The 26,208-nt window shown below is 37.1% G+C and carries 26 protein-coding genes; 3 read left to right on the top strand and 23 right to left on the bottom strand.

The genetic code is table 11. From position 1 onward, the window contains the following. Positions 1 to 25 precede the first annotated feature (25 nt). The 13 genes from ACAN52_RS03575 to pta all read right to left on the bottom strand — a co-directional run bounded on the left by ACAN52_RS03575 (position 26) and on the right by pta (position 15,369). Entirely contained in the window at positions 26 to 1,363 is a 1,338-nt protein-coding gene (locus tag ACAN52_RS03575) for a tetratricopeptide repeat protein (RefSeq protein ID WP_378952337.1), read from the bottom strand. A 58-nt stretch (positions 1,364 to 1,421) separates the two neighbouring features. After that, on the bottom strand, positions 1,422 to 3,482 hold the full coding sequence (locus ACAN52_RS03570; protein WP_378952334.1) for a SpoIIE family protein phosphatase: 2,061 nt from the start codon (positions 3,480 to 3,482) through the stop codon (positions 1,422 to 1,424). 143 nt (positions 3,483 to 3,625) lie between these two features. Next, positions 3,626 to 4,750 (bottom strand): DUF362 domain-containing protein, encoded by a 1,125-nt coding sequence (locus ACAN52_RS03565; protein ID WP_378952331.1) that lies wholly within the window; start codon positions 4,748 to 4,750, stop codon positions 3,626 to 3,628. 300 nt (positions 4,751 to 5,050) lie between these two features. Beyond that, on the bottom strand, positions 5,051 to 6,367 hold the full coding sequence (locus tag ACAN52_RS03560; RefSeq protein ID WP_378953094.1) for an amidohydrolase: 1,317 nt from the start codon (positions 6,365 to 6,367) through the stop codon (positions 5,051 to 5,053). Between the two features lie 27 nt (positions 6,368 to 6,394). Then, a complete protein-coding gene (locus ACAN52_RS03555; RefSeq protein WP_378952328.1) occupies positions 6,395 to 6,847 on the bottom strand; it encodes a hypothetical protein in 453 nt (150 codons plus the stop codon). Further along, positions 6,834 to 7,649: a DUF3100 domain-containing protein gene (locus tag ACAN52_RS03550; protein WP_378952325.1), complete on the bottom strand. Its 816-nt coding sequence runs from the start codon at positions 7,647 to 7,649 to the stop codon at positions 6,834 to 6,836. Before ACAN52_RS03550 ends, ACAN52_RS03555 begins: the two co-directional genes overlap by 14 nt. Positions 7,650 to 7,977: 328 nt before the next feature. Next, positions 7,978 to 9,312 (bottom strand): hypothetical protein, encoded by a 1,335-nt coding sequence (locus tag ACAN52_RS03545; protein ID WP_378952322.1) that lies wholly within the window; start codon positions 9,310 to 9,312, stop codon positions 7,978 to 7,980. Positions 9,313 to 9,384: 72 nt separating this feature from the next. Continuing rightward, positions 9,385 to 9,570: a hypothetical protein gene (locus ACAN52_RS03540; protein WP_378952319.1), complete on the bottom strand. Its 186-nt coding sequence runs from the start codon at positions 9,568 to 9,570 to the stop codon at positions 9,385 to 9,387. A gap of 69 nt (positions 9,571 to 9,639) precedes the next feature. Then, entirely contained in the window at positions 9,640 to 11,037 is a 1,398-nt protein-coding gene (locus ACAN52_RS03535; protein ID WP_378952316.1) for a PLP-dependent aminotransferase family protein, read from the bottom strand. Between the two features lie 162 nt (positions 11,038 to 11,199). Beyond that, a complete protein-coding gene (locus ACAN52_RS03530) occupies positions 11,200 to 11,955 on the bottom strand; it encodes an SDR family oxidoreductase (protein ID WP_378952313.1) in 756 nt (251 codons plus the stop codon). Between the two features lie 73 nt (positions 11,956 to 12,028). Beyond that, positions 12,029 to 12,871: a DMT family transporter gene (locus tag ACAN52_RS03525; protein ID WP_378952310.1), complete on the bottom strand. Its 843-nt coding sequence runs from the start codon at positions 12,869 to 12,871 to the stop codon at positions 12,029 to 12,031. Between the two features lie 115 nt (positions 12,872 to 12,986). Next, positions 12,987 to 14,054 carry a 23S rRNA (adenine(2503)-C(2))-methyltransferase RlmN gene (rlmN, locus tag ACAN52_RS03520; RefSeq protein WP_378952307.1) on the bottom strand — a complete coding sequence of 356 codons (1,068 nt, stop codon included), beginning with the start codon at positions 14,052 to 14,054 and terminating at the stop codon, positions 12,987 to 12,989. A gap of 322 nt (positions 14,055 to 14,376) precedes the next feature. Next, positions 14,377 to 15,369: a phosphate acetyltransferase gene (gene pta / locus ACAN52_RS03515; RefSeq protein ID WP_378952304.1), complete on the bottom strand. Its 993-nt coding sequence runs from the start codon at positions 15,367 to 15,369 to the stop codon at positions 14,377 to 14,379. Positions 15,370 to 15,695: 326 nt separating this feature from the next. On the opposite strand from pta, the gene ACAN52_RS03510 reads away from it, so the two are divergent. Continuing rightward, positions 15,696 to 16,637, top strand: coding sequence for a 1,4-dihydroxy-2-naphthoate polyprenyltransferase (locus ACAN52_RS03510; protein WP_378952301.1), 942 nt, complete (start codon positions 15,696 to 15,698; stop codon positions 16,635 to 16,637). Positions 16,638 to 16,743: 106 nt separating this feature from the next. Here ACAN52_RS03510 and ACAN52_RS03505 read toward each other — a convergent pair whose 3' ends face one another. The 5 genes from ACAN52_RS03505 to ACAN52_RS03485 form a co-directional block, all read right to left on the bottom strand. Further along, positions 16,744 to 18,447, bottom strand: coding sequence for a methyl-accepting chemotaxis protein (locus ACAN52_RS03505; protein WP_378952299.1), 1,704 nt, complete (start codon positions 18,445 to 18,447; stop codon positions 16,744 to 16,746). Positions 18,448 to 18,611: 164 nt separating this feature from the next. Continuing rightward, positions 18,612 to 19,475, bottom strand: a complete 864-nt coding sequence (locus ACAN52_RS03500) for a zinc metalloprotease HtpX (protein WP_378952296.1) — start codon at positions 19,473 to 19,475, stop codon at positions 18,612 to 18,614. Between the two features lie 559 nt (positions 19,476 to 20,034). Further along, positions 20,035 to 20,373 carry a YmaF family protein gene (locus ACAN52_RS03495; RefSeq protein ID WP_378952294.1) on the bottom strand — a complete coding sequence of 113 codons (339 nt, stop codon included), beginning with the start codon at positions 20,371 to 20,373 and terminating at the stop codon, positions 20,035 to 20,037. Between the two features lie 61 nt (positions 20,374 to 20,434). After that, positions 20,435 to 20,680, bottom strand: coding sequence for a hypothetical protein (locus ACAN52_RS03490; protein WP_378952291.1), 246 nt, complete (start codon positions 20,678 to 20,680; stop codon positions 20,435 to 20,437). Positions 20,681 to 20,805: 125 nt separating this feature from the next. Next, a complete protein-coding gene (locus ACAN52_RS03485; RefSeq protein ID WP_378952288.1) occupies positions 20,806 to 21,183 on the bottom strand; it encodes a hypothetical protein in 378 nt (125 codons plus the stop codon). 197 nt (positions 21,184 to 21,380) lie between these two features. On the opposite strand from ACAN52_RS03485, the gene ACAN52_RS03480 reads away from it, so the two are divergent. Then, complete coding sequence (locus tag ACAN52_RS03480; RefSeq protein ID WP_378952285.1) at positions 21,381 to 21,503, top strand: hypothetical protein; 123 nt, start codon at positions 21,381 to 21,383, stop codon at positions 21,501 to 21,503. 258 nt (positions 21,504 to 21,761) lie between these two features. Here ACAN52_RS03480 and ACAN52_RS03475 read toward each other — a convergent pair whose 3' ends face one another. Both ACAN52_RS03475 and ACAN52_RS03470 read right to left on the bottom strand, forming a co-directional pair. Then, positions 21,762 to 22,856, bottom strand: a complete 1,095-nt coding sequence (locus ACAN52_RS03475) for an MBL fold metallo-hydrolase (RefSeq protein ID WP_378952282.1) — start codon at positions 22,854 to 22,856, stop codon at positions 21,762 to 21,764. Positions 22,857 to 23,021: 165 nt separating this feature from the next. Further along, the gene (locus ACAN52_RS03470) at positions 23,022 to 23,318 is read right to left on the bottom strand and encodes an ArsR/SmtB family transcription factor (protein ID WP_378952279.1); all 297 of its coding nucleotides are present in this window, start codon (positions 23,316 to 23,318) and stop codon (positions 23,022 to 23,024) included. Positions 23,319 to 23,557: 239 nt separating this feature from the next. On the opposite strand from ACAN52_RS03470, the gene ACAN52_RS03465 reads away from it, so the two are divergent. After that, complete coding sequence (locus tag ACAN52_RS03465; RefSeq protein WP_378952276.1) at positions 23,558 to 24,202, top strand: flavodoxin family protein; 645 nt, start codon at positions 23,558 to 23,560, stop codon at positions 24,200 to 24,202. A gap of 161 nt (positions 24,203 to 24,363) precedes the next feature. On the opposite strand, the gene ACAN52_RS03460 is transcribed toward ACAN52_RS03465, so the two are convergent. From ACAN52_RS03460 to ACAN52_RS03450, 3 genes are all read right to left on the bottom strand, one after another. Further along, positions 24,364 to 24,858 carry a DoxX family protein gene (locus tag ACAN52_RS03460; RefSeq protein ID WP_378952273.1) on the bottom strand — a complete coding sequence of 165 codons (495 nt, stop codon included), beginning with the start codon at positions 24,856 to 24,858 and terminating at the stop codon, positions 24,364 to 24,366. A 153-nt stretch (positions 24,859 to 25,011) separates the two neighbouring features. Then, the gene (locus ACAN52_RS03455; RefSeq protein ID WP_378952270.1) at positions 25,012 to 25,518 is read right to left on the bottom strand and encodes a chromate transporter; all 507 of its coding nucleotides are present in this window, start codon (positions 25,516 to 25,518) and stop codon (positions 25,012 to 25,014) included. Positions 25,519 to 25,521: 3 nt separating this feature from the next. After that, positions 25,522 to 26,154, bottom strand: a complete 633-nt coding sequence (locus ACAN52_RS03450) for a chromate transporter (RefSeq protein ID WP_378952267.1) — start codon at positions 26,152 to 26,154, stop codon at positions 25,522 to 25,524. Positions 26,155 to 26,208 lie beyond the last annotated feature (54 nt).

Here is a 26,208-nt window from a genome sequence, read left to right as displayed (position 1 = left end):
CCACACTCCATCAGTTCTAAACATGTTAGCCGGTTTGTTCCTCCGTTTGAGTTATCTGCTCTAATAATTCTTCCATTTCATCCTTTTGCTTATATAAATAACCATTCTCCCAATTTAAGCTTATGGCTTGTTCGAAATCAGCAATGGCTTTTACAATAAAATCTACATTCAAATTTATACGAGCTTTCCGTGCATAGAGTAATGCTCTGTTAAGATAAGCCGTATCATGCTCAGAATTGAGGGCAATGGCTTGACTATAATCATGTATTGCAGCCCAAAACTCTTCAGAGATATGACTATGCTCTTGATCCTCAAGAATTTGTTTTTCATTTTGCAAATCCATTTCATCATACAATTCACCACGCCCAAAATACCCACTCGCATCATTGGCTGCTAAGTGAATTGCCATTGAATAATCAGCCAATGCTTTCTCTCTTCGTCGAAACTTTCTATGATAACATTTCGCGCGCTGAAGATAGGCAGCAGATTCATTAGGTTTTATCTGAATTGCCATTGTGAAATCTTGCAATGCATCGACAGTTTGATGTAAACCGACGTATAGTAAGCCCCGTTGCACTAAAGCATCATAATGTTTAGGATTAGCCGATAATACCTTTGTAAAAGCTGCACATGCTCTAACCCAATCTTTCTGCGCTAATAAAGCCATTCCAAACAGATAATCTTGCTGCCCTTGTTGTAGTTCCTGATTCTGTTTTGGACTCAACTGTATTTTAGCATTTTTAGTACAATAATCCTGTACACTTGCTATGAATGTTGATAAATGTAACTCTTCATAGCTGGCTAGACTTTGTTTAATATACTGAGAATCAAGAGTGAACTTTTCAAGATCTTGCACCGGATCTTTTTTATCAAATTTATCACCTTTAGTCATTAAGATCCGTTGCTCCGCCTCAAGATGCAGTTCTTCAACTTCCTTCTCTGTACCTGCAATACCTTTATAGCGATCCAACTGTTCTTTAAACAATTGATTCACTCTTTGTTCATCTACATAAAGTGTGGTATAAAATTTTTCGATGGTCCATTTACTAAGTGCCAGAGTAATTTCAGATTTAAGTTCTGGATAGTTTTTAATAAGCCATTTTTCGAGTTGATAATAAGTATAACAAGTAATTTCAAAAATAGTAGAATCTCCTAGATACTGCTTTGACACTTGTACATACTGGTCATTTGGTTCCATGTTAGAAGGTTTCCCCCACTGGACACTGGATTGTATAAGTTTTACAAATAAAGCATAGAGATCAGTATTCCCAGTGTCTACCTTCTCAAGTTCTGTTGTTATCCATTTACGAATGTGCGAATTACTTTCTGTATTTTTTGAAAACATCCATGAAAAAATACCCAAAATAGTCCCTCCTTTTTTTACTATTTCATTATCTCATAAATTTAAAATTACACAACCCTCAAACAGCAGTGGGTTTGACAACCCCTACTTCAATGCAAATAACAGTGACATCATCGTGGCGGACGCCCTCTGCCCCAATGTGATTCATAGCTTCTACTAGCTCCTCAAATGTAGTACCTAGGGGAATTTCACTTCCTTCATTCAGTCGATCTGCAATTCCGTCGCTATAAAAAGAAAAATGATCTCCTTGCACGAAAGGCAAGGAATATTCCTCAAATTCCAGTTCTTCCGTGACACCTAGAAATAATCCTGGTGTCTTAATTCGTCCCTTTGCGGTCTTTGAGTCAGCAAAAAATTCTGTAATTCCCGCCGTTACATAACGAAGCTCACCTTGATCTAAATCAAGCTCAAAACATAAAGCAGCAACCAATAAATCATCCCTAAAATAGCCGGCTACCCTATGATTAAGTTCTGTCATCCGTTCAGATAAAGAAAGATTAGAATGCAACGTTTCCTGAATCATAACATTCATCGCTGCCGTTTGCAGTGCTGTTGAAACACCGTGACCTGAAACATCAATTAGATACCCAAAAAGGACAGTTTCTTCCTTCATCCAAAGATAACTACAAAAATCGCCACTGACCAACATACATGGCTCATAAAGGATTTTTAAACGTAATGATGAATTATCGATACCGATTGGCAACATTGCTCTTTGTTCTAATCCTGCCTTTTCTAATTCTGCATAGAGCATTTTACGAACGTTTTCAGCTTCATCGGTTTTTTCCGCCAATTCTTTAGTACGTTCCGCAACCTTAAATTCTAAGTTTGTAACTAAATCCATCAATTGCCGAGCCATATTATTAAAAGAACGAGTTAATTGTCCCAACTCATCCTTTCTTTCTGTATCTGATACTAGCTGCAATCTCCCTTCTGCAAGCTCACGAGCAGCTGCATTCAGTCTGAGAATAGGGCGCGTGACCCACCCAGACATGAAAATCGTCACAAAAAAAGCAATAATAACAGCGAGTATTGCAATCACTGCAGTACGATGCACTGCTTCTTCCATTTTACCTAAAAAATCTTCACTGGCAAGTACTACATATATTCTCCAATTTATACCATTTTCTTGAAATAATCGTGTATCAATCAAATAAGAATGGCCATCTAAACTAACTTCTTGTGAGATATTCTGCCCATCGACGAATAGAGAACGAGCTGCCATCTGTAATATTGGATTAGTCGATTCCGTTGCACGAATTCTTTCGATTTTACCATTTCGCTCCTCAAAGGGATCTTTAAGAGCTGATGTAGCAACAATAAACCCATCAGCATCAGTGACAAAGACCTGTCCCGAAGCACCAACGGGTATACCTCTAAGCATATCCCCCAACCAGGATAAAAGGTAATCGACTCCAAAAACACCGATGATCTTTCCTTGGGCATCAAAAATAGGATGGGCAGCAGTAATCGTAGGTTCAAGAAAGACAAAATGTCGATACACTCCACTGAAAGTCGGCTCCCTTACAAGTTGAGCCGTTTGATACCAAGGACGAGTACGTGGGTCGAAGCGCTTAAATACTTCTTGTCGTTCTTGCGCATCACCTTGTTCCGAAATCGAATAATACCAAGAATCTCCACCCGTTTCTTTATTATTACGTACAATCTGGATTTCACCAGATATTTTACGACGAGCTCCATAAAATGTCCCATCAGACAGACCTACAAATGTCATCGCCACATCTGGGAAAGCTTCAATATGATTTACAAAATATCGTTCACGTACGATTGGTTCGGATAAATTTAATAATCCAGCTTCCCATGCATCTGCATTCAGTCGATTGAGACGGGAGGGTTCCTTCATATGCCGACTTAATTGTTCATGTACACGTTCTAACACTTCTTGACGCATTTCTTTCAATACGGAATTGACAGCCTCTTGTCCCCCACGAAAAAGCACGAAGGCAATCAAGCTTACCGCTATGAGAAATTGAACCATAAAGGGTAAAGAAAAGATTAATTGTAATGAAAATCGTTCGGCTATACTCTTGATAGCTAAAGGCAATCTAGAAGTTACAGCATCTTTCTCATTGGAATTGCGAGCAATCTCATCACTCATTTATTTATTTCCTTTCTTTATCATAATGATCTTAAATTACCCCTAGAACTTCATATGATTCAATACTATTTGCTATTAACATACAAAATTCCTGTCTATTATTCCAGCAGAAAAGAAACATTTATTATGGAAAAAGATCCTTTTTAATGATTGCCTTTTCTAAAAATTCTTAATAACAGTCCCTTTTTCAATTCTACGGCATTCGCTGGACAAAGCTCTTGACAGCAATAACATCGAATACATTTTTTATAATCAATCACAGCCTTATCATCATTCATCTTAATGGCTTTGGGAGGGCAATGGGCAGCACAACGTCCACAGGCTATACATTCTCTGGTGATCATAGGTTTAGCTGTTAATTGATTTTGAAAGAAATCAACTACAGGCATGGGTAACCGTTGATCTAAAGATTCCAAATTACGAGGGCTGATAAACTGTAATCGGGTCTTGCAACCGTTACCGATCACTTCAATATCTTGCAATTTCGGTGATAAGCCCAAGGATAAGGCGCGAGATGCTACGGGCATACTCTCACTCTTATAGCCCATTATTTCTGCCATAATTAAGTCTACGGCAAAGCCATTGCTACCGCCAAGTAGCAAACCTGCTTGTTTAACAATGCCATTTCTAGGCCCATTGCCTTCCATACCAACAATGCCATCGATAATATAAAGAACGGGGCTTACCACTTGAGCTAAATCGACTAACATACCTGCAAAATGACTGCGTTTTTTCATACGAAGATGAAACTGGGCTTTATCTTTTCCTACAATGAGACCAAATAAATTTTTTATGCCACCTGTAATGCCCATAAACGAATGAGTTTTCATTTTTGCGACAGAAATCACCTTGTCAACTTGTCCATAAATAGAAGCCAATGCAAATTTTTTCACGGTTCTTCCTTCTGGAAAAATGACATCCATTTTTTCAGAAAAAGATACGAGTTCTACCTCTTCTTCTTGGCAGATTACTAAAATTCCGCATTTTTCAGCAGCTTTCAAAGTGCTACTAATACCCGGGGAATCTCCCACAAAAGGAATAGCTCCTACTTTTTTTACTTCCCGAATTAAAGCCCTAATGACTTCTGGATGGGTAGTTACAGCTTTTTGAGGAGGTAGTCCTTCGAGCATATTAGGTTTGATCAATACTTTATCTCCAGGCTTAATAAATTGCTTGATTCCACCGAGTTCCTCAAGCAATTCTTGTATGGCTTGATAAACGACTTGTTCATTATAACTATCAGCTTTAACAACAACAACTTTAACCATTTTGATAATACTCCAATAATTTTATTATAATATTGAAAAAGCAACAATACACCATGTTTGCTATTCGTTCCTCTCTTATTATAAGTATATTTGCAAAAGTCACATCCAATTTTACGATTTTGTTAAGAGATGAATATTCTTGTAGAAATTCTCACTTAAACATAAAACTCCTGCCAAATTAATACCAGCGCAAGTAAAAGTTACGTTTTTATTATACGAAACCGTTTTTTCTTTAGGTATTCATTAGTTTATAGTTCGTCATAAAAAAGAACAGATCGCAAACGCTATCTGTTCTTTTTGCTAACTATTTTGTTTAAAAGAGTTCAAGAACTCAATATACTGTTCTTTACTTAACAAGGGTGTATATTCACTTAAAATATTTTCAGCGATTTCGCCCTCACCGTATAAGAGGTCAATAATCGTCATGGCAAGGGTTTGTGCGGGTTTTATATAAGCACAATCAACATCGGCCACCGAATACTCTTTACTATGCAGTGCTCCTGTAACAGCCTCGAGCCACGGATGAATGGTCGGCATAATATGCGAGAGATCTCCTGTATCAGTGCTGCCTGCTTCATGAGTTCCATTTATTACCCGCTCTTTACCATACAACACTTCTGCATTACTTTTAAACACTTGATTAATATTTTGATTATTATTCATTGGCAAATAGCCAGGTAAACTTTGAATAGCTACTTTAGCACCCACGGCATCGGCTCCTGCTCGAAGTGCACGATCGATTTTTATATTGCTCTCTTTTAAAGCATTTAGAGTGGCTGCGCGTACATAACTTTCCATACGCACATCATCCGGTACTACATTTACTAAATCGCCACCCTGGGTGATAATCGGATGAAAACGTACATAATCTTCTTCACGGAATGTTTCGCGTTGGGCATGCACGCCCATAATGCCGAGCATTGCTGCATTTAATGCATTAACGCCTTCGGCAGGTGCCATGGCAGCATGAGCAGCTTTTCCTTCATAGTGAACCATTTTTCCAATAAATCCATTGCTGGTGCTACCAAGACGAACAACGTTAGCACCGGTATGATTGGTTGTTAAATGAATTTGTAGCGCCATATCGATATCATCAAAAGCGCCCAAACGAATTAATTCTTGCTTCCCGCCCAAATACTCGATTTTTCCCTCTTCACGTAATTTATTCCGATAGGTAATTTCAACATATTCTTCAGCTGGAACAGCAAACAATACCACATCACCGGCAAGAAACTCCATAGCACCAGACTCAAGCAGTGCCATACCGACAGCCATAACTACTGCAATTTGCGCATTATGGCCACAGCAATGCGCAGCCCCAGTCAGAGGATCTGCCGCTTGATGTGCCGCACAGATTACCGCATCAAGTTCTCCTAAAACAGCAACAGTACGGTTTGATTGTTTTCCTTTAATTCGGCCTTTCACACCGGTAATCGCCAATCCTTTATCATAAGTAATATCCATTTCACGGAATAATTTTTCTACTTTCGCTGCAGTCTTGGTTTCCTTAAACCCTAGCTCTGGTTCACGATAAATAGACTCTCCGATTGCAATAATACGTTCTCGTTTTGACTCAATGACCTGGCAGACTTTTTTCTTTAATTCTTCTTTATTCATCACTATCACACCACCCTAATTATAAAATCAAATTACGCCTTCCATTTTTAAAACAACTTGTGCAATCGCACTAGCAAAAATAAAAGTACCGGTAATTACTGCTAATGCTACAGGAATGACTCTCCATGAGATTTTTTTAAACATCTCGATATCCTTACCTAAAGATAAACCTGCATAGGCCAAGATGGGTGTAGTAATGGCAAGAAATTGCACTTTCTTAGTAGAAGCTACAATCCACTGGCTGCCAGGAACAGCAGGCAGTGAACAAATCACACCAATAACAGAGATCCAAAATACCATCGGCATTTTATTTAATCCTGGAAACTGACTTAACATCATTCCCACAAGAGCAATGGCAATCATAATTACAGTACCAATGAGTGAATCATATACATCACCTTTATAGCCAATCACATTAGCAATTACTACAAACACCCCAGTAAGAGCTAAGATAATCAACATATCCTTAAGCTTGTTCATGATGAATGTCCTCCTTTTTGCTGCGGAACTTAGTTAATATTTTATAGAAATTATTAGCTAGCGGTAACGAGACAAATAAACAGACATAAATCCCTAGTAGAGTCGACATTATGTTAGCCGCTCCGGCATAGGCCCGGATTTGCTGTTCTAGTTCAGGGTAAAAGGCAATGATTGAACCAACCGAAGCTGCCATCATACTTCCACTGCCTACTCCGGATCCCATAGCTAATGCAAACGGATGAAAAATGTCCAGTTTAGCTGTGATACTACTTAGCACAGCCATCCATACCGCACCAAACAGTGTCCCACAAATGTATACCGCCATTACACCACGACCCTCCGGCGAATCCAGTCCATACTTTTCTGCGATAATCGCGATATTAGGTTCTCGAGCGATGGAATAAGACGCACCGACAGCTTCTCGGCCCATATTTAATAGTACAGCAATTGGTAAGCCCAGTAGCACGGTTCCAAAGAAATGCCCTACTTCTTGCAATAGCAATGCCCCTTTAGAATTAAATAACATATCGATATTCGGTCCAATATCCAGTGAAATTTTAACAATTAATAACATCATCGACATTGGCAAAATAGCTGAGGCTACTTCCATTTGTTTTTTTGATAAAATATTAAATTTAGGATAGCTGATGACTCCGCCAAATATCATAGCATGTAACAACGGCAATAGGATAATTAGACCAAACTTTAACATTCCAATCTTTTCTGATACAACAACAACCAAGAGCGCTAAGATGTGTAGTTTCCAATTTTTTATAATATTCATTGAATCACTCCCTAACAAATTTACTTCTGGTCCTTACTATTATGCAACGTAATTAAGTCTGTTCATAAAGCATTACTTACACCTCTTCTCACGGAGTATTTGTTTTACTCTTCTACGCGATAGTGATTTTGACAACTGTAGGCTCTGAGATTTCTCTCAATACAATGAGCTTTTACGTTAAAATATATTTCAGACTATATTTAGAAGTGGTCTGAAAATAATGTCAAGAAACCCCTATAGGCTCAATTTTAAAATAGTACTTCAAAAAAAGTCAAGCTAAATGCATACATTTTTTCCAATTTTTTAGAAAACTAAAGCCATCTTTTCTTTAAGTACTATTTTTTTATTATATATCTTTATTTTGTATTACTAAACGATACAATTTTCCTGGTCGCCCTCTGCCAACAACATTTTCTTCACCTACATATTCGATCAATCCTACCGAGTCAAGGGCATTAATAATGCGACTAACATGACGCTCCGTAACAGACAGTTGCGCCGCTAATAAGGTGATTGATAAAGCCCCTCCTCCTAATCGCTGAAAGGCATTTTTAATCTTTAGATAGGTTTTAATTCCGATCTTGGCTTTTTTAAGTTGTCCCAGCAATTCAACATTGTGAGAAGAAAAATAATAAGTAGTTTCGTCTTCTTGACCGGCATCTTCAATGATTTTACCATCATCTCGGACGATAATGATTGAGGAACTTTTTGATTCTGTTGTGTTTCTCAGTGCCCGGTACGCATTCACTTCGGCAATGTGCAGGGTATTTCCAAATCCGATCCCCGCAGTAATTGCTTCTTCAAAACGTAATTTTACTTCGAGATTTTCCAATGTATCGCGCAAACGATTAATTTCTTTTTGTACTACGCCACGGGAAGAAATGATTTTATATACTCCCATCCCCTCTTCGATAACACATCCATCAAGAACTTTACAAAACCCTAAAAGTACTTCTTTCAGTTTTAATTCTAACAGTTTCACATCGTATGAAGAATTCATTTTGTCGACAATTTGTTCATAATTATGGATTTTTATGATAATAGTGCACATCTGCGAGCTTTTGAAATAAGCAGAATTGACCTTCTCTGTTATGATTAGTAACGCTTGAAAAATTTCTTGTTCCGCAAGGGTAAAGTGATATACCGGAACCCCTTTTTTTTGCAATGCATTCAAAACACTGCTCAATGCCGTAATCACGGCATCGACTTTTCCTCCTTGCCATAAGTCAAGATGAAAATGAACGATATCTTCCGGTATATAGTTTCTGTCATACAGCTTAACAAACATCTCTTCGGTAGGAATTCCAACATCTTGTAACAAATGCTCAATATTCAAATCATCCACACTATTTTCAACGTAGTCAATGGATATCCGCTTCATAATAATATTATGCTCATACGCTATTTTTAAACAGCAAAGATATACCCCTACGCCCATGGATTGCACATAGGCTACCGTATCGTGTGCTTCAAGATATTTCTCGGCAAGAGCATAGGTAACCGGTCCAGAAAAAAGCCATCCCTGCACCTCCGAGCGATTTTGCTGTAATATAGTTTCTATTTCACGTTCATCTTCACGATAGGCAAAACCGATAAATTCAACATTATAGGAATTATGATTGGCCACTTTCAGGATGCGTGTTACTGAACTTTCCGGACCAACAATACCAATTCGTTTCATGAGTTTTTTCCTCCTATAGTTGGCTGTAAATATCCTTGGCAGCTTCAGTTGTCGAATGATGGCCTGAAGGATTTACGAATGGGTCGTTACTGCTTTTTCGGGAGGTAAACCTTCTAACATATTGGGTTTAATTAATACTTTTTCACCAGGCTTAACAAACTGAGACATACCGCCTAATTCATCAAGTAATTCTGCCATAGCTTGCTGCACAACTTGTCCTTCATAAGAATTAGTTTTTATGACGGCTATTTTTGTCATTTTCGTGACTCTCCAATACAAATGTTATTATTTATCACTAAAATTTTCATTATCAGCCCTATTAAACAGTTAAAAATACCAAGCTTGATATAATCGTTGAATTCCTTGATCAATTTCAAGATTATTCATACTACCAAATCCAAGCATGATTTGCGAATGTTTACCACGATGATGTAGATAAGTCATAGAGAGAGGAAGTAATCGGACAGCGCTACTACGGGCACGACTCATCAGTTCCTCTTCCGTAAGAGAATTGCCAACTAACTCTAAAACTATGTGAAGTCCCGCCCCTTCCCCAATTATATTAACTTGAGAACCAAAATGATGATGGATGGATTGAATCAGTGCATCATGCTTTTTTTTATAAATGGTTCGCATTTTACGCAAATGTCGTTCCCAATATCCCAGTTCCATCAACTTATTGAGTGTTCTTTGCTCTAAGAAAGAAACATTAGTGGAATAATCCTTAAATATTTTATGATATGTGGTCAGAAGCTGATAAGGTAATACCATATAGCTAACTCGAAGAGCAGGAGATAATACCTTAGAAAAGGTACCCATATATACGATATTTCCTCGAGAATGTAATCCTTGCAATGCAGGAATAGGTTTACCGTAATACCTTAGTTCACTATCATAGTCATCTTCAATAATCACTCCTCCAACTTTTTCTGCCCACTCAATTAACTTGAGTCGATTTGCGACAGGCATGACGCAACCTAATGGAAATTGATGAGAAGGAGTAACATATACAACAGTACTTGTGGTACTATTTAAATACTCTAAATCAATACCGTCTTGATTGACTGGTATAGGAACAAGAGAAAAAGAATAGTTTTGAAAAACAGATTTCGGAATAAAATGTCCAGGATCTTCCACTGCAAGTATGGAATGATGTTCTCTCAAGATAGGTGCTATAAGAGAGAGGCTATCTTGGAGACCAGAACAAATGACAATTTGTTCTGGAGCACAAGAAACACCACGAGAATGGGCCAGATATTTTTGAATCTCATGACGTAATGCTAGATCACCTTGCTGAGAGCCATAAAAAGCAAGCTGTTTATAATCTTCCTTTAAACACTCTGTGTACAATTTACGCCATAGATTAACAGGGAAACTTTCTGCTGAAAGACAAGCAGGATGAAAATCAAAAGAATAGGCTTTTTCTTTGTCAGAATTTTTTTCTAAGGATGTGCCTGTATGTCTCAGGGATGACGCAAAAAATTCTGGGTCCATTACTGATACATAGTAACCACTTCTAGGCTTGCTAGTAATATACCCTTCTGCATATAACTGTTGATAGGCATATTCCACCGTATTACGGCTTACAGATAATTCATTAGCTAAATTTTTAATTGATAAAAGTTTCGTCATTGGAGGTAATTTTCCTGACAATATTTGATTTTTAATCTGATGATAGATTTTATTATGTAAAGGCTGACGACTGTTATTATCCAATATCAACATAACTTTCACCTAATCCATTTATTTAAAAATTTCCAATTACTATTACTATATATAGGATAAAATCGAGTACCACAGTTATGAAAAATAGAAAACAGGAACTTTATTTCAGGCAGGATATCGATTCCACCAACAAAGTTCCCGTCCTTCTATTTAAAATTCTCTTCAAATTTTGGGTATTTGTAAACGTTCCCAATTGCGCATTACAATTTCATCAATTTCGTCTCTCGATGCTCGAATGACTTTCTCACTAGACCGATATCCAATTTCCAAATCACCATTTTCAAAACCTTCAAATACAGCATCCGCAAATTCATCTAAAGGCTCACCAAAGGTATGTAGCCCAACTCCGCCCAAATCAGTATTCACTGCTGGAGGAAGAACTTCAACAACATTAATATTACTTTTCTCGACTTGCAGCCTTAGACTCACCGTAAATGAATGCATGGCTGCTTTTGTTGCACCATATATTGGCACCCAGGCAGGAGGAACAAATGCTAGGCCTGAAGTTACATTAACAATGACAGCTTCTTTTTTTCTCATTAGATGGGGAATGAGCAGCATCGAAAGATGAATCGGCGCTTCTTGATTTGCTGAAATTTCTTGATGATAGTAATTCCAGTCAGCAGTTGCTTCCAAAAGATTAACCCTTTGTTGAATACCTGCATTGTTCACTAAAATATTTAATTTAGGAAATTCATGTAGTGCCCACACAACCAATGATTTTCGATCGCATTCTTTCGCTACATCACAAACCCGAATGTGCAATTGCGGGAATTTTTCTTTTGCCTCCTGCAATTTATCCTCTCTACGTCCACAAATAATGACTTCATTGCCTCTTTGAAGAAATCGCTCTGCTAATGCTAAACCAATACCTGATGCGCCCCCTGTAATCAAGATCGTGTTATCCGTCATATTCATGATTTCATCCCCTTGTTTTTAATCATTATATTACAAATTAATAACTCACAGACCAAGGAACGTAAGGGATATATTATGTTTTGACTTGATTGGTTACAGAGTCTCCAGTCCAGTAACGGAGCAGGATAGCTCCTAAGACAATCAAACCACCAATCATAGAATAAAATCCTGGTTGTTCACCAATCAATAAAAAGACCCAGACAGGATTTAAAATGGGCTCAACTGAGGTAATCAGAGTGGCTTTAAGCGCTGGAACATGGCGTATCCCATAAGAATATAATACATAAGCCATCCCTAACTGAAAAAGTCCTAGTGACAAGATACCAAGCAAATTTCTATGATCAAATGAAGTATTCGACCAAAAGAAGAGGCTAATCCCAAAAGTCAATACATTGCCAATGAGTACTGTTCCATAGGGTGAAGCATCTTTTTGCATACGCATACAGACGATAAATAGAGCGAAACTAACACCAGACAAAACGGCAATCAGATTACCTAGCATATTACCAGCGCCCACTTTATCAATAAAGAAAAAAACCATGCCACCAAGGACTATAAAAATAGTTAACCAATCACGGCGAGTGGCTTTTTCATTGAGGAACCAAGTACCTAACAAAGCTACAAATACAGGAGCCGTGTACTGTAGTAAAATCGCATTAGCTGCAGTCGTCATTTTAGTCGCTACAACAAAGCAGCTGACACAACTGCAATAAGCGATGGCACCGATCCACTGCGGTCTTGAAAAAGAAAGGCTTTCTTTCCTAAAAGCAATCCAAATTACAATCGCTGCAATCAAACTACGTCCACCAGAAATCGCCATGGGATGCCAATCTACTAGTTTTATTAATACACCACCTGCACTCCATAGAAGGGCCGTTAGAAAGAGACAGATCATGGCTTTTTTTTGTTCAATCATATTGTTTCCAGTTTCTACGAGTGGCAGTTTTACATTATCTAACCACGAAACCAGTCTCTCCTTCCTATTCTTTAATTTTTCAAATTAGGTTTGAATATCCTTTATCCTGTTCGATTTAATCCTCTTTAGATTCTTTGATTTGTTTACTTCGTAGCTGTCCACAAGCTGCATCAATATCTGTGCCATGTTCGAGACGAATGCTACAATTAATACCTTCTTTTTTGAGTGTATCATAGAAAGCTAGCATGGACTGGTGCTCACTTCTTTGATATTGGCTATGTTCATCCACTGGATTATATGGAATTAAATTCACATTAACGCGGTGTTTTTTGTTGCTAATGAGATGAGCAAGGTCAATGGCATCTTCCTTACGATCATTCACATCTTTGAGTAGAATATATTCCAGTGTGATCCTACGATTAGTTTTCTCTAGGTAATAATCAACGGCCTGCATTAATTCTTCGATTGGAAAAGCACAATTTATTTTCATGATCCGTGTACGAATTTCGTCCTTTGCTCCATGTAAAGAGATGGCCAAGTTCACTTGCAACTGCATGTCCGTGAACTGATAAATTTTATCAACAAGACCGCTAGTCGATACAGTAATGCGTCTTGCTGCAATGGCTAGCCCTTTATGATCTTTAATAACGAGTAAAAAGTTCACTAGATTTTTAAAATTATCAAAAGGTTCTCCGATCCCCATCACCACAACGTGGCTTACGATTTCATCTTCGGCCTTATTATCTAAATAATGCTGGACTTTCATAATTTGTTCTACAATTTCACCACTCGATAAATCACGTTTTTTCGTTAATAGTCCGCTAGCACAAAAACTACAGCCAATATTACAACCTACTTGAGTTGTAACACAAACGGACAAACCAAATTTATGTCTCATCAATACAGTTTCAATCAAATTTCCATCTGTAAGCTTAAATAAAAACTTAATGGTTCCATCTGTAGATTCTTGGCGTAAATATTCCTGTAATGTTTGGATGACAAAATGATCAGCCAATAATTGAATACATTCTTGGTTGACGTCGATCATTTCCGCGAAGTCTCTGATTCGTTTCCGATACAGCCAATGCCACACTTGTAATGCTCGAGATTTTTTATGTCCGTATTCCATAAGCCATGCTACTAGTTGATCAAATGTCAATCCATAAATGGATGCTTTATTCATTCTTGCTCCTCTTTCCCAAGTTGAAAATTAATTTATTATCATTCTGCCCTCTATGTATTGAGGTAAGACATTATCTTCTTAAAATGATCTTGCTTTTTCTTACAATATCATGTATTCAACATTTTTTTTACAATTCCCTGCACAATTAAATAATCTGACTATTAACAGAAGTAATAGTCAGATTATCGATAAAGAAAACTTGACTTTGGTCAAGCCTCAGCGCAGACCAAAGTCTTAGTTGCCCTTACATGTACCCCTAGAAAGTGTTATACTTTCTGATTAGTAAAAAGCTCTACCTTCTAATGTTTAGCTTATTTGGGCATCACTGTCCTTGTGCTTGTACTGCTGTAATGGCAATGACGCCGACAATATCTTCAGCCTTACATCCTCTCGATAAATCATTAATTGGTTTCGCCAGCCCCTGAGTAATAGGACCATACGCTTTTGCTTTAGCCATACGTTCAGTTAGCTTATAACCAATATTTCCGGCATTCAGATCAGGGAATATTAATACATTTGCTTTTCCAGCAACATGACTATTAGGTGCCTTTAAGTCTGCAACTCTTTGTACCAGAGCCGCATCAAGTTGCATTTCTCCATCAATGAGTACATCAGGAGCTTTTTCTTTTGCCAACCGAGCAGCCTGTACTACTTTTTCCGTAAGCGTACTTTTTGCGCTGCCAAAAGTGGAATATGATAACATAGCTACGATTGGGTCAATCCCTAAAAGCCGCTGCATTGTCCGCGCTGATGCGACTGCAATTTCTGAAAGCTGCTCAGCGTCGGGGTTTTCATTTAAAGCACAATCAGAAAATAATAAAACGCCATGATGACCATAGTCACAATCTGGGACATCCATAATAAAAAATGTCGAAACTAGCTTTGCATCACGAGCAGCTTTAACGATTTGCAAAGCTGGCCGTAGTGTATCAGCTGTAGAATGTACCGCACCAGAGATCAATCCATCGGCATCCCCTTGCTGTAACATCATCATACCAAAATAAACTGGATCTTTCATTAACTCTTCCGCTTGCTTAAGTGTCGTTCCTTTAGCTTTGCGCAGTTCATAAAAAGCCGCGCTGTATTCTGTACGTTTTTCTGCTGTTTCACTATCAATGATGATTGCCCCTGTTAAATCAAGATCACCTGCAGTTCGCAAAATTTCTGCCTGATTTCCAATTAAAATAATCTCAGAAATTCCTTCCTGTAAAGCCGTGCTAGCCGCCTGAATAACGCGCAGATCCAAAGCCTCTGGTAAAACGATTCGCTTTTTATCCGCCTTAGCCTTTTGTTTCATCTGCTCAATAAAATCCATAGCCTAATCACTCCTTTATTGATCTAAAATAGGGTAAAAGAGTAGCCGTCTGCTGTACTTAATGCCAGCTGTGGACATACTCATATATTCGCCAGTCTTAATCGACTCCCCTTCTCATCATAAAGAAAAAGATCTCTTATGAATGTATTTTATCAAAATTTGTCATCATAGAGAATTTTTCTATTGAGATGAACTCATGCTTTCTGATGAGAATTCATCTTTCATTTATAATAAACAAGACTATTCTGACAGATATGAAGGATTTTTCTGAGTTATATGGAATTATATATACATAAACAACGAAAAATGGAAGAAGGTGTCATATAATGCAGACACAGCAACATGTTAGACAACCTCTACAAACCATTTCCACACTGTTAGGTCACAATTTCAGTATCTGGTGGAAGTTACTTCGCCCACACACCTTAACAGCTTCTTTCATCCCTGTAGCGATCGGGACAGTTCTAGCACTGCCTTCTCAGTATTTTCGTCTGGATTTATTTCTTCTTATGCTCTTAGCGAGTATTCTCATTCAAATTGCTACAAACATATTTAATGAATATTATGATTACAAACGTGGTTTGGACCACGAACACTCTGTGGGAATCGGAGGGGCTATTGTTCGATACGGCGTTGCTCCCCAAAAAATATTAAGGATTGCACAATCTCTCACAGCCACGGCTATCTTACTAGGTCTGTATCTTTGCCAAGAGAGTAGTTGGTATTTACTGCCGATTGGTCTTAGCTGCGCTGCCGTGGGCTATTTTTATTCTGGTGGTCCGTTTCCCATTTCAGCAACACCTTTTGGTGAGCTCGTAGCAGGTATTTGCATGGGTCTTGTCATTATTGTGATTTCCTCTTTTCTTCAGACTGGCGCTGTTACCACGATCTCTATTATGGGATCTATATCTACTTCTGTATTAATTGGCGCCATTTTAATGTCCAATAACCTTCGTGATTTAGAGGACGATAAAAGACATGGCCGACAAACGCTGGCCATCCTTTTGAAAAGAAAGAAAGCCACTTATTGTTTAATTGCAATGTTTATCTTTTCTTATCTCTGGATCATATTCTTGGTAACAAGCAATCTATTACCCCTTTGGTCCCTTCTCTCTTTTATCAGTATCCCCAAAGCCATCCAAGCTTCAAGAGGTTTTCAGAGCAATGTTACACCAGAATCTCTTGCTCCTGCGATGGTTGCCACAGCGCAGACAAATACTCTTTTTGGGCTATTTTTAGTTCTTGGGTTACTCATTCATTATTGGTAATCGAAATTGTTTGCACCATTTTTCTCTTTCTAACTTCAATAAAAAAATTGCCTTAGATGAAGTGAATCATCAAGGCAATTTTTTTATTAGAGACCTATTTTATTTTTTATAATTTAAATTTACTAATCAGAACTTGTAAGTTTTGCGACATAGACGAAAGGGTATCTGAAGAAAGAGCAATTTCGTGCATAGATGCAGACTGTTCTTCAGCAGAGGCTGAGATTGTTTGAGTATTGGTAGCATTTTGAATTGCCACTTGTTTTATGTTATCGACAGAAGTAACAATTTGTCCTCCCGATGCGGAAAGTTCTTCAGTTGCTCCACTTATGATTTGTATTTGTTCTTCTAATTCTTCTACTACACTAACAATATTTTTAAAAGTTTTGCCAGTTTGACTAATGATCGCAATCCCTTTCGCTGTCTCTTGTGTGCCAATATTCATAGTGCGGATAACAGCATTCGTCTCCTGTTGTACTTCTTTGATAATCTTCGAAATTTTATCAGCAGCAACATGGGATTGCTCTGCTAGTTTGCGAACTTCAGAGGCAACAACAGCAAATCCGCGCCCTTGCTCACCAGCTCGAGCAGCCTCTATAGCAGCATTGAGTGCCAATAAGTTGGTTTGCTGTGCGATTTCGCTGATTACATGAATAATCTCACTAATTTGACGTGAACTACTACTTAATTTATCAACAACTTCAGCCGAATGACTAACTGATTGATTAATGGTTTCCATTTGTCGAATGGCTTCATTAGTAACCATTTCGCCCGCATTAGCGACCTGAAAAGCATTTTGGGATTTGACTGAAACCGCACTAGATGTCGATGCAATATGGTGAACAGCATCCACCATATTATTTATGATTGCAGCTGTATTTTTTATCTCATGGGCTTGGCTAGTCGATCCTGCAGTGACTTCGGTGACAGCACTAGCAACATGTAATGCCAATTGAGTCGATTGCTCCGTAGTTGCACTTAATTCATCACTGGTAGATGAGATTTGTTCAGAAGCTTTTGTTACTTGCATGATAATTTCCCTTAAATCATCGATCATAAGATTGACAGCATGAGATAAATCACCGATTTCATTATTAGGAAAGTGGGTTAAGGTTTTCTTTCGTAAATCACCATCAGCAATCCCTTGTGCGACTTTCACGATACGATTTAAAGGCTGGGAAATCTTCCGGGCAATCACAAGAGCAGATATAGCTGTTAATAAAAACATGATAATATTGAGACAAAGAGATATATTCTTCATTCTTTCCACATACATGGAAACATTTTCAATCTTCATATCTGTTTCTATTTTCACAGACTCTACAAATTTTTCTGACTCTATGCCCGCTTTATTAATTTCGTCATTAGAAGAATCTAAAAATTTTAGTGTTTCATTAACCCCAGACATGTTGCTGATTCCCATGCCAATCTCCAAGGTTTTCTCAAAATCTGCTGTTGCTGATTGTAAATGATATAATTCTTGTGGAAGTTGTATCGCTAAGTTATTCTCCAGTTTCTCAAATAAATCTTTTGTACGTTTCTTTGAATTTTCATAATTACCCTTGTAGGTTGTTTTTTGGCTGATAATATAAGCACGGGCTTCTGCATTTTGTGTCCATATCTCTGTATGAATACTCTTTACTGTTTCGATTGCTAGTGTTGTATCATTTAATAACTGTTTATACTGCTCTTGCATGGAGTTTATCGTAAGATACGTATAAATGTTGAGGCCCGTAAAAGCGATCACAATGAGCATTGATGTTAGAAAAAGCCTTGTCCCAATATTTATGCGTAATGAGAATATTTTTTTCATTTAATATCCCTCCCTGCCCTTCAATATATAAACAATTCTATATTTTTAGAATTTTCCCTCTAATAAAAATAAGAAATATTCATTCATAAAATAAGGAGACAGATACAGTGTTTTGAAGCACTATATCTGCCACCCTATTTTATCTCTATTCTGATTTGATCATATTATCTTTGATTAGCTTGTTGTCTAAGGCGTGCTACACGATCAACTGTTGTCGGATGAGTGCTAAATAAGCTCATCAGCCAAGTACCAGTACCACTTAATGGGTTAATAATAAATAAATGAGAAGTAGACGGTGTAGAGGATGGTAACACTTGATGCTTCGCATAATAATCGATTTTTTCTAAGGCGCTGGCTAAAGCTAAAGGATTATTTGAAATGATACCACCCGTTTGATCTGCTAAGTATTCTCGTGAACGAGAAATTCCAAGTTGAATCAAAGTTGCTGCCAGTGGCGCTAAAATAATCATGAATAGTGTGCCCACAATGTTACTGCCACCTTCTTCATCATCATTTTGATTACCCATACCAAAAAATGCGGACCATTGAGCCATCTGAGCCACCCAAGTAATCACACCGGCAATCGAAGCGACAATCGTACTGATGAGCGTATCACGATTTTTAATATGAGCTAGTTCATGAGCAACAACCCCCGCCAATTCATCATGACTGAGAGTGTTCATAATACCTGTCGTAACAGCGACTACGCCATAATGAGGACTGCGTCCTGTTGCAAAAGCATTGGGTACATCGCTATCGATGATATAAATTCTAGGCATGGGCAGATTGGCTCGATGAGCTAAATTTGAAACCATTTTAAACAAATCAGGTCCTTGATCAGCGTTGATTTCTCGGGCATCATACATGTTGAGAATCAGCTTATCACTAAACCAATAACTACCTAGATTCATGGCCAAGGAAACAATGAGCATAAAACCTACACCAGATCTACCACCAAATAGACCGCCAATTGCCATTAATATACCTGTTAGTGCAGCCAATAACAAGGTTGTCTTTAAATTATTCATGATGAAAAACCTCCTTAAATTTTAAATGTACAAGATAAATTATAAGACAAACAGACCTTGCCCCATATTATAGAATATGTGACAAGGTCTTGCTTGCAATATCTCATTGCCAGCATCGCCGGGAAAAATCCGTGTTGACGACAAATGCTGTACAGCTACTCCCCTTGCAGGATCAATTTATTTTGTTGCTTATATATTAACATAGCGACTTATCATAGTCAATATCATGCTTCTCTCTATTTTTAGTAGTATTGCTTTATTCCTATAAAATAGACAACCTCTGCACATCAATCCTTTTGAGATCGTAATAGATGGTACGCTTCGAGATGTTCATTTTTTTCGCTATTAGAAAAGACCAAGGCTTATGCCAAATCTTAGATTCAGGCAAAAATCTCAGTCATTTATATGTTATACGATATGATCGTTTTATGTAGTTAGATTTGGAGAATTTTTTTTAAAATGCCGTCTCTTTGAATCCAATGAGGGCTAACTTTTAAAGTATAGCCCTCATTGGAGTTCTTTCGATTTTCATCTCAATCTAGCTTACTATTCTATGCCATTAGTCATCCCATACGAGAGGGTCTTCAATTTGAGTGGCAAATATAAATTTATGATAATGTTCATCATTTACAGTGGTTTTACCACGTACGAAATGAACGTGTTTATGAGTACTTACAGAAATTGCAGGACCCGTTCGAATCCCGACTTCGTGATGATGATCCGCAAAAAAGTCTGTATTGGTTAATAGTTCGTGTACATGGCTATCTCCACATGGTATTACTTCACTTGTTACCCCAGCAAACCGATGATTATGAGGTTCTTCCTCTTCTTCTGCAATAAAGGTACTTCCTTCAAATTCATGCACATGAGTTTGACTTCTATCAACCTTTTCTTCCACTATAACACCTCCTTCTCAATTGCCCTATAAAATATAAAAGCGAAATGTGCTGAAGGACTTTCTACCACTTACTTTCTTCATCACATTGGCAATCCTTCTTCTTATCATCATTGCAACTACAAAAAATGTTGATGATGCATTTACCATCATGTTCTTTATTACACCACTTATCATCATTATTCTCATGCAACTTGACTTGACACTTTCCATCTTGTTTCTTACCATCATTACAGTTGCAGAAAATATTGATAATACATTGATCATTATGCTTTTTATCCTGACACTTTTCATCCCAAGATCCTTCCATTCTTTTACCTCCTTTTTATTATGTTATATTCTACGCAACATAAATATTAATTGTTACACATGCATCCTATTATATACACTATATTCTAATCCTAGAAATCATAAAAACACTCTACATTTTAAATTTTACCACTTATTATCATCCCACGAATCATGTTCTTTATTTTCATCACACTGCTCATTTTCTTTGGTATCAGCACTTTTCTCATGACACTTATCATCTTCTTTTTTATCAGGGCATTTCATACCAGGAAAGATAAATTGAATTTTATCTACATTGATTGCGCAAAATGTCCCTTCCGCAATTTTAGGTCCATCTTTTTTACAAACAGGACATGTTAATTGGATCAATATAAACTCATGAAATTCATCACATCTTCGATGGTGACATTTTTCTTGTATTTCGCCTAAAAATGTTCCAGTTAGGCTTGTAAAATCATCCAAAACAACCGTTATGACTAAGCCACATACTAGATCAAATCCTTTTCCTTTGGGGATCTTCATGTCTTCTCCTCCTCATCTGCTTTTTCCCCTCTAGTGCATATTATTCCATCAAAGTAGCTTAGGTGACATACAGAAAAAAAATGAAATATTTCATGCCAAAGATATTAGCTCAAAAAGTCAGTGGCAAATTTACACTTTTATCATAAACTAAAGAAATGATAAACCTCACTATTTCATCCATAAAAGGAGGTCTTCAAATGGGTTGTGGCTGTAGCAATGGGCATGATAAGCATGGTGGTAATCATTGTGTTGTGGTTATCGTAATTATCATCTTATTATTTTTATTGCTTGAAAATGAAAATTCCTCAAGTTGTTTTTAAGTTTCATAACATGATTTGTTGCTTACCTTATTACATAATCACTGACTAATCCACCCTTTAAGAAAAAAAATTGACTTCAACCCCCAGTCCAGACCAAAGTCTTGGTTACTCTTACTTGTAATCGAAAAAGTGTTATATTTTCTAATTACGAAATAAATTAACGAAAAAAGACCTCTTATTTGTAGGATAAAATCACTACAAATAAGAGGCCTTTTTCATGAATAGCACAAGGGTTACAGGAAATAAATTTGAGATTATTCATCTCCACCAAATAGAACTGGGATACTCACTCCCACCAACCACAACAGACTCTCCAATTTTCGGTGTAGAAATAGAGATGTTTCTTTCTTTCGCCCTCTTTGTTACTCTTTCAATAGGGTCTGTCCAATCATGAAGAGCTAAGGAAAAAGCTGCCCAATGGATAGGGATCATGATGTTTCCCTTCACATCAAAATGAGCGTGTACCGATTCTTCTGGTAGCATGTGAATCGCAGACCAACGCTCATTATATTGACCGCACTCCATTAAGGTTAAATCAAAAGGACCATAGGTATCACCTATTTTTTTAAAATGGGGGCCATACCCGCCATCGCCGCTAAAATAGATCTTGGACTGCTTTCCAATAATCACCCATGAGCACCATAAGGTTGCATTTCGATCGAATAAACCTCTTCCAGAAAAATGCCGTGTTGGCGTGGCGATCAATCTTAGTCCTAAAAATTCAGATTCATTCCACCAATCATGTTTTTTTATTTTTTCAGGATTAATACCCCATCTCTCCAGATGATTCTCAACACCAAGGGGGACATAAAACTGACCAACTTTATCTTTTAGTCTCATGATGGAAGGATAATCTAAATGGTCATAATGATCATGAGACAAAAGAACAATATCGATGAAGGGCAAATCTTCTAGCGCCATCGGTAATGTTGTGCTATAACGCTTAGCGCCAAAGAGAGGAAAAGGGGAAGGACTCTGACTAAACATAGGATCTAATAACAATTTTTTTCCTTCTATCTCAAGTAATACAGTCGAATGACCAAACCATGTAACTTTTGTTTGTTCCTCATCTTGTGAATCATCAGTATATAAGGACTTCATAGGGATGGATCCGCTAGGTCTCCCTTGTGGATTGCCTTTTATAAAGTCTCTTAATGTGGTCACTAGTGTTTTTGCATCCATATGCATTACGGTAAGAATTTCATTGACAAACCGATTATGTTTATAATTGGGGGATTGTCGAAAACTATTAATTTGCTCCTTAGATGCTTTCCCGCCAAATACAGGGTGATATTTTAAAAGAAAAAAGGCAACTAAAATGATCCCTCCAAGAATACCAATGAGTATTTTCATACGTTATTACCTCGCATTTATCCTTCTCACCATTTTATCAAATAATGAACATTTCTCCAAAATCAGATTTATATGATTATATAGTTTTACAAGAATCGAATTATCTAGCAAAAAATGAACAACTAAATTTTTTATAATTTAAATTTAGAATAGAAATTGGAAATACTATTTATGCTGCAGGGATAATATTTCGCTTACTTCAGCAACCAATTGTTGATTCACTCTACATATTAAAAATTTACCTCTTTTTTCAGTGGTGATCAAATCTGCGTTCACTAGTTCTTTGATATGATGTGAAATAGTCGGTGCACCAATATTTAAACAAGCAATAATATCTGCAACACAACATTCACCACCAGTTTTAAAACCGGCTTCATGTGCTTCAGCAATCTTTAAATATAATTCTAATCGATTTTCATTGGAAAGAGCTTTAAATATTTTTGCCATTTTTTTTGTATCCATTTTTTACTCCAATTAATTATTTTATACTTCGATAACTCTCGAAATAATTTTAGTTCATCAAGTTATTCTTGTCAATAGTCTTCACTCGTTATAAATAAAAATACCCTTTAGAAGATAAGATTTTATAATAAATACTCTCCTTCTGGATAGTATCTATCATAAAAGTGCATACTATCTTTTTCTATAAAATCATATACAATTAATAAAGAAAAATCAAGTACATAGTGGAGGTATTATTTATGAAGGTTTTAGCATTTAACGGTAGTCCTCGGAAAAATTGGAATACTGGGATTTTACTACAGCATGCACTTGAAGGAGCAGCTTCACAAGGGGCAGAGACCGAGATCATTCATCTTTATGATCTTAATTATAAAGGATGTGTAAGCTGCTTTGCCTGTAAATTAAAAAACGGAAAAAGTTATGGAAAATGCGCATATCAAGATGACTTAACACCAATCCTCAAAAAGATAGAAGAAGCTGATGCAATTATTTTTGGTTCTCCCATTTACTTAGGAGCTGCTACTGGTGAAATGAGATCATTTCTAGAACGATTGATATTTCAATACCTAGTGTACGATGAGCATTATTCCAGTCTTTTCAAAAAGAAAATACAGACAGGTTTTATTTATACAATGAATGTGAGCGATAGCCGAATGGATGACATGGGATACGAACGTCATCTTAAGATTACAGAAATGATGCTGGAAAGAACTTTCGGATCAGCAGAATCACTTTTTGTTACCGATACTTATCAATTTGATGATTATTCCAAGTATGTTGTAACAGCATTTGATCCAGAGAAAAAAGCACAACGCCGCACAGAAGAATTTCCCAATGATTGTAAAAAAGCTTTTGAAATGGGAGTTAAATTTACACAAAAGTAAATTTTAATCGAATTGATTATAATAAGCCAATAACGCTCTCACCAACAGAGCAATGATACTAAAATATCATCATAAAAATTTTAACGATGAGTAAAGGCTCACTAAGCAATCCATATATTGCTTAGTGAGCCTTTTTTAAAAGTAAAGTATACCTGATCCTTTTAATACAATGATCGTACTCTATTATGTCTTTTTAATATCGTCGTATCGGTGTCATCAAGTGCTACTAATCCTAAATAGTAGTCCAAACTATATTTTCCTGGTCCAACAAACAAAGCCCCAATGAAACTAAATCCATCCTCTACTGATTGTGCAGCTTTTAATAAACCTTTGCCCTCTAGCATTTGACTTACAAATGCCATACTCATATTACCAATCAGTAAAAAACAAGTGGGGCGATAAAATAAACCCAAAATAAAAAGAAAACCTCCGATTAATTCTGTACAACCTGACAGTAAGCCCCAAAATGCAGGAGCAAAGTGAATCCCTAATGTGCCCATTGCTTGTCCAATCTCAATCCATTTATGTTCTCCACCAAATACTTTGGGGAAACCGTGCCACATAAACATACAACCTATGCCTAAACGAAAAATAAGTAAACCTAAGTCTCGATTCGAATAAAAAAGATAATTTAAAAACATAAAATATTTTTTCATAAAAGCTCCTCTTTTCTAATATAAAATCTGAACGTAAATGATAAATCCATCGTCATTTGTAATACAATCGATAACTTACTCTACACTCATTAAAAATTACGAAAGTTATCTTTTCTAGCACTATATCAATCTTCTTGATTTTATCTATATCGTTTAACCCCATAGTAAACCAACCAAAGCAGCCGATATAAGTATTACATTAGTCGATACCCGTCTTGATATGGCAAGAACAATACTGATGATCGCGATGATCATCGTGTCAATATCAATCCCATTGCTCCGAAAAATTCCCGCTAAGACAACGATGCTAAAACTAACAATTACAAGTACAACACCATCAAGTAACCCCTGAGTTGCAGGGTGGTTGGCAATCGATGCATGAGCACGTTCCACAATCAAAATTAACAGTGGTGGCAAAAGTAAGGCAATACATGCAAGGATTGCTCCTGGTAAACCAGCAATTAAATAACATAAACTAATTACCCAAAGCCCATTAGGGCCTGGAGTAATTTGTCCAACTGCCAGGGCTTCGGCAAATTGTTTTTCAGTCGCCCAACCATGGGCAATTAGCTCTGTATGCAGACTGGGTAAAGGACCAAAACCACCCGTCGAAAACAATACCGCCTTAAATACAATCAAAAAAAACATAACCCAATCCATTGACTAATCCCTCCGAATATTCTTAGCCGCATACCAATAAGTAAGTGCTCCACATAACCCACCTACAAGATATAAAACACTCACTGGTGGTTGAAAAAACACATAACTTATTCCACTACCGATCATAATACTCAGCATCGTCAATAATGAGAATGATCCTCGTCTAAGATTACTCTCAAGAATCGGTTTTACGTTGCGCCAATTAGTAGCAATAGAAATACCAAAAATAGCAGCAAATACTGCACGTAAAGCAGCTTGTACTCGTGAAAAATTACTAAGGCTCGCATAGATCGCAGCCATCCCAACAGTGATGATCGCACTAGGTAAAACAAGGCCCGTCAGTGAGACAGCAATCCCCATTCCTCCTCTAAGCTGCTTACCAATCAGTATTGTAGTGGCAAGTATATTGATACCGGGTACGATTTGGCACATTGCCAGGATACGAGCATAGTCTTCTTCAGTTATCCATTTGTGCTTATAAATAAAAGTTTCTTGAATCAGATATGAAGTAACAGCGCCACCACCAAATGACGTAAACCCAATGTATAGCCATGCACGAAAGAGTTGACTCGTTGTAATCTCACTAGATAGATTCTTCTTGTTACTCTCTGGTTTACATTCTATCTCATTACTCATTCCATTGTCTCCTTACTAAGATTTCTCATGTTTCCCATATCAAGGAGACAATTA

Source organism: Pelosinus sp. sgz500959 (assembly GCF_042610375.1).
In the GTDB taxonomy this organism is placed as follows: domain Bacteria; phylum Bacillota; class Negativicutes; order DSM-13327; family DSM-13327; genus CTSoil-075.
Note: the sequence above shows the minus strand (reverse complement) of the source record. Positions and strands in the feature narration are given on the sequence as shown.

Coding starts and splice junctions, on each gene's coding strand:
- ACAN52_RS03525 (WP_378952310.1), bottom strand. CDS start 12,871: ATGATTGAACAAAAAAAAGCCATGATCTGTCTCTTTCTAACGGCCCTT.
- ACAN52_RS03465 (WP_378952276.1), top strand. CDS start 23,558: ATGAAGGTTTTAGCATTTAACGGTAGTCCTCGGAAAAATTGGAATACT.
- ACAN52_RS03500 (WP_378952296.1), bottom strand. CDS start 19,475: ATGAATAATTTAAAGACAACCTTGTTATTGGCTGCACTAACAGGTATA.
- ACAN52_RS03555 (WP_378952328.1), bottom strand. CDS start 6,847: ATGAACAAGCTTAAGGATATGTTGATTATCTTAGCTCTTACTGGGGTG.
- ACAN52_RS03565 (WP_378952331.1), bottom strand. CDS start 4,750: ATGGTTAAAGTTGTTGTTGTTAAAGCTGATAGTTATAATGAACAAGTC.
- ACAN52_RS03505 (WP_378952299.1), bottom strand. CDS start 18,447: ATGAAAAAAATATTCTCATTACGCATAAATATTGGGACAAGGCTTTTT.
- ACAN52_RS03460 (WP_378952273.1), bottom strand. CDS start 24,858: ATGAAAAAATATTTTATGTTTTTAAATTATCTTTTTTATTCGAATCGA.
- ACAN52_RS03450 (WP_378952267.1), bottom strand. CDS start 26,154: ATGAGTAATGAGATAGAATGTAAACCAGAGAGTAACAAGAAGAATCTA.
- ACAN52_RS03540 (WP_378952319.1), bottom strand. CDS start 9,570: ATGACAAAAATAGCCGTCATAAAAACTAATTCTTATGAAGGACAAGTT.
- ACAN52_RS03510 (WP_378952301.1), top strand. CDS start 15,696: ATGCAGACACAGCAACATGTTAGACAACCTCTACAAACCATTTCCACA.
- ACAN52_RS03480 (WP_378952285.1), top strand. CDS start 21,381: ATGGGTTGTGGCTGTAGCAATGGGCATGATAAGCATGGTGGTAATCAT.
- ACAN52_RS03535 (WP_378952316.1), bottom strand. CDS start 11,037: ATGTTGATATTGGATAATAACAGTCGTCAGCCTTTACATAATAAAATC.
- ACAN52_RS03490 (WP_378952291.1), bottom strand. CDS start 20,680: ATGGAAGGATCTTGGGATGAAAAGTGTCAGGATAAAAAGCATAATGAT.
- rlmN (WP_378952307.1), bottom strand. CDS start 14,054: ATGAATAAAGCATCCATTTATGGATTGACATTTGATCAACTAGTAGCA.
- ACAN52_RS03570 (WP_378952334.1), bottom strand. CDS start 3,482: ATGAGTGATGAGATTGCTCGCAATTCCAATGAGAAAGATGCTGTAACT.
- ACAN52_RS03470 (WP_378952279.1), bottom strand. CDS start 23,318: ATGGATACAAAAAAAATGGCAAAAATATTTAAAGCTCTTTCCAATGAA.
- ACAN52_RS03485 (WP_378952288.1), bottom strand. CDS start 21,183: ATGAAGATCCCCAAAGGAAAAGGATTTGATCTAGTATGTGGCTTAGTC.
- ACAN52_RS03560 (WP_378953094.1), bottom strand. CDS start 6,367: ATGAATAAAGAAGAATTAAAGAAAAAAGTCTGCCAGGTCATTGAGTCA.
- ACAN52_RS03545 (WP_378952322.1), bottom strand. CDS start 9,312: ATGAAACGAATTGGTATTGTTGGTCCGGAAAGTTCAGTAACACGCATC.
- ACAN52_RS03455 (WP_378952270.1), bottom strand. CDS start 25,518: ATGGATTGGGTTATGTTTTTTTTGATTGTATTTAAGGCGGTATTGTTT.
- pta (WP_378952304.1), bottom strand. CDS start 15,369: ATGGATTTTATTGAGCAGATGAAACAAAAGGCTAAGGCGGATAAAAAG.
- ACAN52_RS03475 (WP_378952282.1), bottom strand. CDS start 22,856: ATGAAAATACTCATTGGTATTCTTGGAGGGATCATTTTAGTTGCCTTT.
- ACAN52_RS03530 (WP_378952313.1), bottom strand. CDS start 11,955: ATGAATATGACGGATAACACGATCTTGATTACAGGGGGCGCATCAGGT.